This is a genomic window from Paenibacillus sp. S29 (assembly GCF_049319765.1).
Taxonomy (GTDB): domain Bacteria; phylum Bacillota; class Bacilli; order Paenibacillales; family Paenibacillaceae; genus Paenibacillus; species Paenibacillus polymyxa_B.
This window is the reverse complement of sequence record NZ_JBMOUI010000038.1, coordinates 1-7,966: the sequence shown is the minus strand read 5'-3', so window position 1 is coordinate 7,966 and position 7,966 is coordinate 1. Positions and strand designations below refer to the sequence as shown.

At 42.7% G+C, this 7,966-nt stretch carries 9 protein-coding genes; all 9 read right to left on the bottom strand.

Annotated features, from left to right (window positions below):
• Positions 1–246: 246 nt before the first annotated feature.
• Positions 247–513 (bottom strand): metal-sensitive transcriptional regulator, encoded by a 267-nt coding sequence (locus tag ACL9RM_RS26230; RefSeq protein WP_013310304.1) that lies wholly within the window; start codon positions 511–513, stop codon positions 247–249.
• Between the two features lie 76 nt (positions 514–589).
• Positions 590–1,105 (bottom strand): DsrE/DsrF/DrsH-like family protein, encoded by a 516-nt coding sequence (locus tag ACL9RM_RS26225; protein WP_250268285.1) that lies wholly within the window; start codon positions 1,103–1,105, stop codon positions 590–592.
• Positions 1,102–1,695 carry a sulfurtransferase TusA family protein gene (locus ACL9RM_RS26220; protein WP_250268284.1) on the bottom strand — a complete coding sequence of 198 codons (594 nt, stop codon included), beginning with the start codon at positions 1,693–1,695 and terminating at the stop codon, positions 1,102–1,104. The genes ACL9RM_RS26225 and ACL9RM_RS26220 overlap by 4 nt, the downstream gene beginning before the upstream one ends.
• Positions 1,696–1,907: 212 nt before the next feature.
• Positions 1,908–2,435, bottom strand: coding sequence for a TetR/AcrR family transcriptional regulator (locus tag ACL9RM_RS26215; protein WP_250268283.1), 528 nt, complete (start codon positions 2,433–2,435; stop codon positions 1,908–1,910).
• 149 nt (positions 2,436–2,584) lie between these two features.
• A complete protein-coding gene (locus ACL9RM_RS26210) occupies positions 2,585–3,280 on the bottom strand; it encodes a DUF4309 domain-containing protein (protein WP_250268281.1) in 696 nt (231 codons plus the stop codon).
• Between the two features lie 120 nt (positions 3,281–3,400).
• Positions 3,401–4,027, bottom strand: coding sequence for an HXXEE domain-containing protein (locus ACL9RM_RS26205; RefSeq protein WP_061831669.1), 627 nt, complete (start codon positions 4,025–4,027; stop codon positions 3,401–3,403).
• Positions 4,028–4,045: 18 nt separating this feature from the next.
• Positions 4,046–4,636 (bottom strand): TetR/AcrR family transcriptional regulator, encoded by a 591-nt coding sequence (locus ACL9RM_RS26200; protein ID WP_250268280.1) that lies wholly within the window; start codon positions 4,634–4,636, stop codon positions 4,046–4,048.
• Between the two features lie 230 nt (positions 4,637–4,866).
• Positions 4,867–6,099, bottom strand: a complete 1,233-nt coding sequence (locus ACL9RM_RS26195) for an aminopeptidase (RefSeq protein WP_250268279.1) — start codon at positions 6,097–6,099, stop codon at positions 4,867–4,869.
• A 47-nt stretch (positions 6,100–6,146) separates the two neighbouring features.
• On the bottom strand, positions 6,147–7,736 hold the full coding sequence (locus ACL9RM_RS26190; protein ID WP_069291896.1) for an acyl-CoA synthetase: 1,590 nt from the start codon (positions 7,734–7,736) through the stop codon (positions 6,147–6,149).
• Between the last annotated feature and the right edge of the window lie 230 nt (positions 7,737–7,966).

Below are 7,966 nucleotides of genomic sequence, written 5' to 3'. Positions count from 1 at the left end.
TGCCTCCGAAAGAGTATCGGAAGCAGCTTATAGCCTAGGGTCTTTTTTTAGTGTCTATAAAATGGGGTCTTGACCAACTAGAGGCAGCGAACTTTTTAATTACGGCTATTATATAATCTTAATCTTTCATCAAAAAACTCTTAACCACGTCCAATATATGTGGCTGGTTAAAGGCAATAATGCCAGCTCCCGTAATTTTGTGCATAGTGACATCATTGCCCGCTAGCTTGGACTCTGGAGTCATGATTATCTACTTTTCACAAGAAGCTGAATCGCTTCTTTAACCAGCTTATCCGTGTCTCCTCCAGCCTCTTGCTCTTCCAATATACATCGTTGCAGATTCTCTGCTACAATTTGGGCAATTGCTTTATCTGATGCGTTACGTACGGCAGATAACTGGCTAACGACGTCTTTGCACGATTTTCCTTCATCCATTAAACGAAGTACCCCACGCACCTGTCCCTCAATCCTCCTCAGGCGCGTTTTCAGTTCATCACTGTAATTGTAATCCATAAGTAATGCACTCCTTTTTTGACTTACCATATACACGTATAGGTATATTATAAACCAAAAAAATAAATAGGATACCCTAAATAAATAGATTCACCTTGCCCTGCGAAGCATCCCCCAAGTAGGCGGCTACACCAGCATATTCCAAACCCTCGATTAGCTCTTCTTGCTGCAGCCCTAACAAATCCATGGTCATGGTACAGGCGACGAGCTTGATCCCCTGCTCTCGTGCCAACTCTATAAGCTGCGGCAAGGAAAGCGCATTGTGCTTTTTCATGACATGCTTGATCATCTGTGGACCAAGTCCGGCAAAATTCATTTTGGATAGTGCAAGCTTTTTGGGTCCACGAGGCATGATCCAGCTAAGGGCTTTTTCGAGCATTCCCTTATTGGTGCTCACGATTTCATCCTTGCGTAACGTATTTAGCCCCCAAAAAGTAAAGAAAATAGTTACTTCATGATCATATGCTGCCGCTCCATTCGCAATAATGAATGCAGCAATCGCCTTATCCAGCTCCCCGCTGAATAATACAATCGTTGTTTTGGGCTGAGCATATTCTTGATTATTTGTAAAAATTCCTGCTGTCGTACTCATATGGATTCGCTTCCTTTAGTCTCTCCAGCCCATTCGGATATGCCTGAAAGTACAGATTTGACTTTATTAGCGCCTTTGGAAACTAATAACTGACAAGCCATTTCACTGCGTGCTCCAGCTTGACAAATCACTGCTATCTCTTCTTCCAAGTTCAGTTCAGAGATTCTGTTCTCCAGTTCGCCAAGAGGGATGTGCTTAGATCCAGGGATATGTTTAAGCGCAAATTCAGCGGGTTCACGAACATCGAGCAAAATGAAGTTCTCTTTTCCAGAACATTTTGCTTGTAGCTCTTCATGGCTTATCGTAGAAGAAAATAATATTTGCTCCTTCTTCACTTCAGCCGGATTTGCTTTGCGTAAATAATGTCGCATTACATCTCCTTCTTGGAGAGTGCCCAAATATTGATGTCCGGTGTTTTTGGCCCAGCTCTGAAAATCGGCTAATGAACCTTTGTCAGTCGCCTGAACCTCCATAATCTTTCCGGGAACGAGCTCATTCATAGCCTTTTTTGTTCTTACTATAGGCATAGGACAAGCTAGCCCTTTGCAATCAAGAATATGATCTGCTTGGATATTGTTAATTGATGACATTGTAGTACCTCCGTCTGTTTTTTGAGGGGGCTTAGCTTAGTTAAATCCCTCTATACATATACCCCTATGGGTATTAGGATAACGAGACTCGCTTCTCTTGTCAACTTATTTGGCGGTTTTTTCTCAGAAGCAAACGAAATCATGTCTTGAACAAAATAAAATTAAAAGCAAAAAAGCCGCGCAAAAACGCGACTCTAATGTATAAACCCAAATTAATCGTCTTTTTTCATCAGTTCTGGCAGATCCAGCGACATCGAAATATTGCACAGCATACCTCTGGCAAGAAAAAGCATCGTTCTTTCCATTGCTTGTTCAATACCTGCCCGTCGGAAAGCATCATAAACCGTCGTATGAATTTCACGGAATCCTTGCTGCATCACGCTTACGACCTCATCCTCGCGGATCGTCTGCGCCTGCATTTGCAAAAGTGTTTCATTGCGGTATTCCATCATCATTTGCGAATAGGCTGTTATTAGCTCTTGCTCGAGCTGTTCAGATGAGGCCGAATGAATGACGCTGTGAAAAGAGTCGATGATACGTGCAAATGAAACCTTCAGGGCTTCAACAAGCAACGCTTCCTTGGTAGCGAAAAAACGAAAGACATAGGGCTGAGAAATATTGGCCCGTTCCGCAACTTTGGCTGTTGTAGCTCGGTAGTAGCCCATTTCTGCAAACACTTCAATAGCAGCAGATATGATTTCCTTTTGGCGATTTATAGATGTTGACGTAGCTTTAGCCATGTTTTTTTCATCCCTTTATTTAGCACAGTTTTCCGATTAGTGATTAATCAATTACAAATTAGTATAAACGACATAACCTAAAAATGCAATGAGTTTGAACAAAGTCGCCTCCGCAATTCTGACGGAAACGACTCTGTTACTACATCCAATTATGGTGTTTTAGAGTTAAAATATAATCGGATATAATTGATCTTTTGCGTTTTGGTTTGATAGGAAAATACTAAATAATAACTAAGTCCTGATGTGTTATTGATCGTATAATTAGCTTCTGCTGTGTCAGGTATGTCTCTAGAGGTGTCAACGGTTTCCGTAGGTTTGCCCAATTCGTCAACAACTTGTTTGATAAGCAACTTCTTATAGTCTGGATCGGAAGATGTAATTTCTGTAACATTATCACTTCCATCCAGCATGATGTCTGTATGATACTTAGCATAGCTTCTCATAGGACCTGTAGAACCTGACTCGGATTTCCCCCACAGCTCGAATAACAAATCGCTACTAGTTCCCAAGCCAAGACCTTTAGGCAAATTCGGTAAGGTCCCCTGCTTGGCTGCACTGAGTATAGCAGCTGCGGAGCTGTGTTTACCGTGAGATGAAGCTGTACTACTGGCAGGTTCTTGATGGGTAGAGGTTGAGCCTTGCCCATTAGTATTGAGATCCGTGTTTTGATCTGTAGAACTAGCAAGTGGTGTGACTGTTTCTGCTTTAGTAGGAGCAGTTGATTTTTCCTCCCCGCTATTGCTGCATCCTGTCATCACAGCAAAACCTATAGCCAATAAAGCACTAGTGGTGATTAGCTTGTAAGCCAACTTTTTACGATCATAAGATTGATGTGTATGCTTCATTATAAGATCACTCTTTCCTTGTTCTTGGGTACAAACCAAGTGTAACCGAACGTCATTTCCGGAATACCTCTACTTGTTTCCAACTTGTAAACAAGGACATTGATGATTTTCTAACATACCCTATTTACGACCATAAGCTCCCAGCTGTTGTTTAGAAAAGGAGTAAGGAGAGTCACTCTTCTTCAACCATATATTCCCTTTAATGATGAAGATGTATACAGCAAAAACAAAGTAGATCGTACCCGCAATCCAATCTATTGCCGTTGGGATGTCTCGCTGTACTATTTCATGAATATACCAGATTCCGACTGGAACATGCAGGAGAAGTGCCGTAAACAAGCCAGGATTATATAAGGTTTTTGCTTTAATATTGACAACGATGCCGTGCCAAACGACCTGAAAGAATCCCATAAAAACTGGTGCGAGTCCAAGCCAGATTACTTGCGGAAACCATACGGGAAGCAGATAAAACACATAGGCAATTGCCACATTGATAATCATCGCTGATTGAGTGTTTAAAGGGTAATGATCCGGTGTGTCACTTTTAAACATAACATTGTTAAATAAACCAGCAAAATATCCAGGCCAGCGGTACTCCTCAAATTGATGAAACAATATAGCCACAAAACTCAACCATAACATGCCTGTTATATCCGAAAGGATAGCTGGATTCATAAGTAAAACAATACATACAACCACACCGATTATAGCCCCTGCATCTTGCCAATATTTTCTCAAAAAATTCATATTAGTCACTCCTATGATTTATTTTTGATCAAAATATCTTTCGAACAGCAGATTTAATTGTTCCTCTATTGAAGGTATTTCCACAACTGCCCCTGATTCAAGAATTGGACTCATCAGTGCAGGCAGAAAAATAGCTCCAAATATTTGCAGCATCATCGCTAACAAGCGCTCCGGCTGTTGCTCACCTGTCAGCTCCTTGATCGTGCTCTGAACCTTTGGAAATCCCATTATGTTTAAAAACCTTCCGTATTCCTGTTGAGATGTAAAGGGCGTGCTGCCCATGGCAATAATTCGCGAAAGAAGCTCTGGATATTGACGAATGACCTGCAGATAGTTAAGTAAAAATTGTTTCAGTCTATCTTGGGGGGGCATCGTTGTATTGTCCAAAATAGAAAAGGTATGCTGAAAGCCATTTAATATCACTTCAATAGCTTCACTGAGCAGATTTTCCTTAGAGCCAAAATAATAATTAACTAAAGAAATATTAGTAGCAGACAGCTCGGCAATTTTCCGGATTGTAACCGCCTCAAAACCTTTCTTTTGAATAAATTCCAGCGTAGCGTCTAAGATTTTTTCTTTGGTTTGTTGTTTTTTGTCTGGGTGATTCATGTTTTTCCTCCTCCTATTTCGTCCAATCATAACGGATGAATGAAATGGGACGATTTTATGTAAATGACTTTTCAAACAATAATTAAAACGTTGTTTAAATTACTGTTTGAACTCAGTTTAGCACTTTATATATCACAAAACAAGGAGCAATTTGAGATTTAGGGAATAGAAAAACCCGCATAACGAATGAGATCGTTTGCGGGTCGATTGAATGGAGATTGAAAAAAGGCCTAAATAGCCCAATTTCCTTTGCGGAACACGGCTTCTTTGCTTCCGTCTTGCAATTCGCCGTCAATATCCAGCTCAGCTGAGCCGATCATGAAGTCCACATGAGTCAGGCTGACATTGGCACCGTTCTGGAGCAGCTCCTCCCGGTTCATTTGTGTCCCATTTTCCATATTAAATGGATACGCACTGCCTAGAGCCAAGTGGCAGGAGGCATTTTCGTCGATACCTGTATTGTAAAAAATGCGATTGAGATTGGAAATCGGTGAATCGTGCGGCACCAGTGCAACTTCTCCCAAATAGCTGGCCCCTTCATCCGTAGCGAGCAAATGAGTCAGATGCTGCTCGCCGGATTCTGCTGTATATTCAGTGACTTTACCGTCCTTAAAGGTAAACGTTATGCGATCCACCAGTTGTCCATTTAAATTGAGTGGCATTGTACTTGTGACATGACCATTCACACCTGTACGCTTAGGCATCGTGAACACTTCTTCTGTCGGCATATTCGCGACAAAATAATCTCCGTGCTCGTTCTCACCACCACCGCTGCGCCAAATATGCCCGTCAGCCAGTTCAATTCTCAAATCTGTTCCTGGTGCACGATAATGGAGGCTTTTATACTTTTTATGATTCAGCTTGTCTTGTACCTGTTCAAGGTTTTTCAAATGTTTCTGCCAATTCTGAATAGGATCAGAGCCATCTACACGATTCATTTGGAAGATTGTATCCCACATGACACGTATACGATCCTCTTCTGCTACATCTGCAAATACTTTATCGGCCCAAGCCTTCGTCGGCGCTTTAATCAAACACCAGCTAATTTTATGATTTCGGGTATATTTAGAAAAACCTTCTCTCGCCGTAGCTGCCGCCTTAGTCGCACGAGATACCTTTTGTGGATCAATGCCTTGATATAAATCCGGGTTCGGTACTTTAATCGTTAGTGTGGCTCCACCCTCTTCGGCAAATTTCTCCATCATTTCTGCCTTCCAAGCAGGGTAGTAATCAAAGCTGGCTTCGTCACCATGTTCAAAACGACTACGTGTAATGGAATCATCCTCGAACTCTACCTGTACATATTTAGCGCCTGCTTCATAGGCTTTGCTGACAATCAGGCGTGTAAACTCAACAGTTTCCAGTGGTGCAGTTACCAAAAACACCTGTCCGGGCTGAATGTTAACCCCTACTCTTACGACCAGTTCTGCGTATTGCTCCAACAATGATTCAAATGTACTCATTTTTCCACGCTCCTGTTCCGTTTTGATTATATTGAATGATTTCATCACTACAGTACGGATTGCTTCTCCATTTCACGCAGCTCCACTCTTCGTATTTTGCCCGAACTAGTTTTAGGAAGCTCTTGAATAAACTCTATTTTTCGTGGATATTTATAAGGCGCCGTCCATGTTTTCACATGATGTTGCAGTTCCTTCACTAACGCCGGTGATCCTTCTACCCCAGCTTTGAGTACGACAAAAGCCTTTACAACATGTCCACGAATTTCGTCAGGGCTGGCTACGGCAGCACATTCCTGCACGGAGTCATGCTTCATAAGCGCTTCCTCTACTTCAAAAGGACCAATGGTATAGCCAGAACTGATAATGATATCATCCCCACGTCCTTCGAACCAGAAATATCCATCCTCGTCTTTGCGAGCCCGGTCTCCCGTAACAAAATAATCTCCGTGGACACTAACTAATTTGCGTTCTGGATCATGGTAATACGTATGGAATAATGCCGGCAGATCAGCGCGTACCGCAATATCGCCCACTTGCCCCGGAGCCAGCGGAATGCCATCCTCGTCTACGACCTCAACGAGTCCCGGTGCAATAGATTTGCCCATCGAGCCTGTGCGCAGAGGTGCATCCTTTAAATTACCAATAATTAATGTGCTCTCTGTTTGACCGTAGCCGTCACGAATCGTAATGTTGAACTGCTCCTGAAACTTATTAATGACCTCCTGATTGAGAGGCTCTCCCGCAGAAACTGCGCTGCGCAATTGGGATAGATCATATTGATCCAAACCATCCGTTTTCGCCATAATCCGGTATTCTGTCGGCGTACAGCACAACACTTGGATTCCGTACTGCTGCATGAACTGCAAATAGCGACCCGGACGAAACGGACCATTATATACGAATCCGGTCGCTCCATTCCCCAGTACAGATAAAAACGGGCTCCAAATCCACTTTTGCCATCCTGGTGCAGCTGTAGCCCATACTACGTCTGAAGCTCGAATATCCAACCATGGTGATGTTATCCGCAGATGGGCATATCCCCAGCCATGGCTATGTACAACACCTTTAGGATTTCCCGTGGTGCCCGAAGTATAGGCCAGAATGGCCATGTCGTCACGGTGTGTCTTTACAGCTTCAAAAGTATCTCCCTGTCCATCCATCAGTTCATTCAGCACGAGCCAGCCAGATACATCTGCCGTGTCGTCCCCGGAGACCACGATACGATAGTCCAGAGCAGGCAAATCATCATTTATTTTGTCCACTTCGCTTGTTACTCCCGTCCAGGCAATGACTGCACGCGCTTCCGAATGGCGAAGACGATATGCAATATCCTTGGCACGTAGCATTTCTGAAGATGGAATGACAGCAAGCCCCAGCTTCAAGCAGGCCAGATAAATTACATACGCAATAATACGCCGTGGTACTACGACCAGAACCCTGTCACCTTTGTTAAATCCCAGATTTGCGAGTCCTCCAGCCAGCCGGTTAGCCTTTTTCAACAGCTCTCCGTAGGTGATTTCTTCGTATTCTCCTGTCTCACTCAGCCACTTGAGTGCAGTTTTACTAGCATCATGGTGTTCCATTTCCGAAGTCATATTGTAATATTCAGGCGCAAGCCATTGTTGTTGATCTGTCAAATTATACCTTCCCCTTTATACATAAGATGAGATCCACTTTCTTACTGTAGTATAACACGTCTTAGTACCAGGTTCTAATACCAGGATCATTTTTTTGGAAAAAAATAAATTTGGTAAAGCGAACGATAAAAATAAAGAGCCTGATTTCAGGCTCTCAGGCTGTCGAGAAAGTCTCGACAGCTTTTTTTATGTTCATTTTATTTAAGACGACACCGCGTTAATGTTGTATA

Bases quoted from the DNA above. Each gene is read 5' to 3' on its own strand.
- ACL9RM_RS26205 (WP_061831669.1), bottom strand. From the start codon at position 4,027: ATGAATTTTTTGAGAAAATATTGGCAAGATGCAGGGGCTATAATCGGT.
- ACL9RM_RS26230 (WP_013310304.1), bottom strand. From the start codon at position 513: ATGGATTACAATTACAGTGATGAACTGAAAACGCGCCTGAGGAGGATT.
- ACL9RM_RS26220 (WP_250268284.1), bottom strand. From the start codon at position 1,695: ATGTCATCAATTAACAATATCCAAGCAGATCATATTCTTGATTGCAAA.
- ACL9RM_RS26215 (WP_250268283.1), bottom strand. From the start codon at position 2,435: ATGGCTAAAGCTACGTCAACATCTATAAATCGCCAAAAGGAAATCATA.
- ACL9RM_RS26195 (WP_250268279.1), bottom strand. From the start codon at position 6,099: ATGAGTACATTTGAATCATTGTTGGAGCAATACGCAGAACTGGTCGTA.
- ACL9RM_RS26200 (WP_250268280.1), bottom strand. From the start codon at position 4,636: ATGAATCACCCAGACAAAAAACAACAAACCAAAGAAAAAATCTTAGAC.
- ACL9RM_RS26225 (WP_250268285.1), bottom strand. From the start codon at position 1,105: ATGAGTACGACAGCAGGAATTTTTACAAATAATCAAGAATATGCTCAG.
- ACL9RM_RS26210 (WP_250268281.1), bottom strand. From the start codon at position 3,280: ATGAAGCATACACATCAATCTTATGATCGTAAAAAGTTGGCTTACAAG.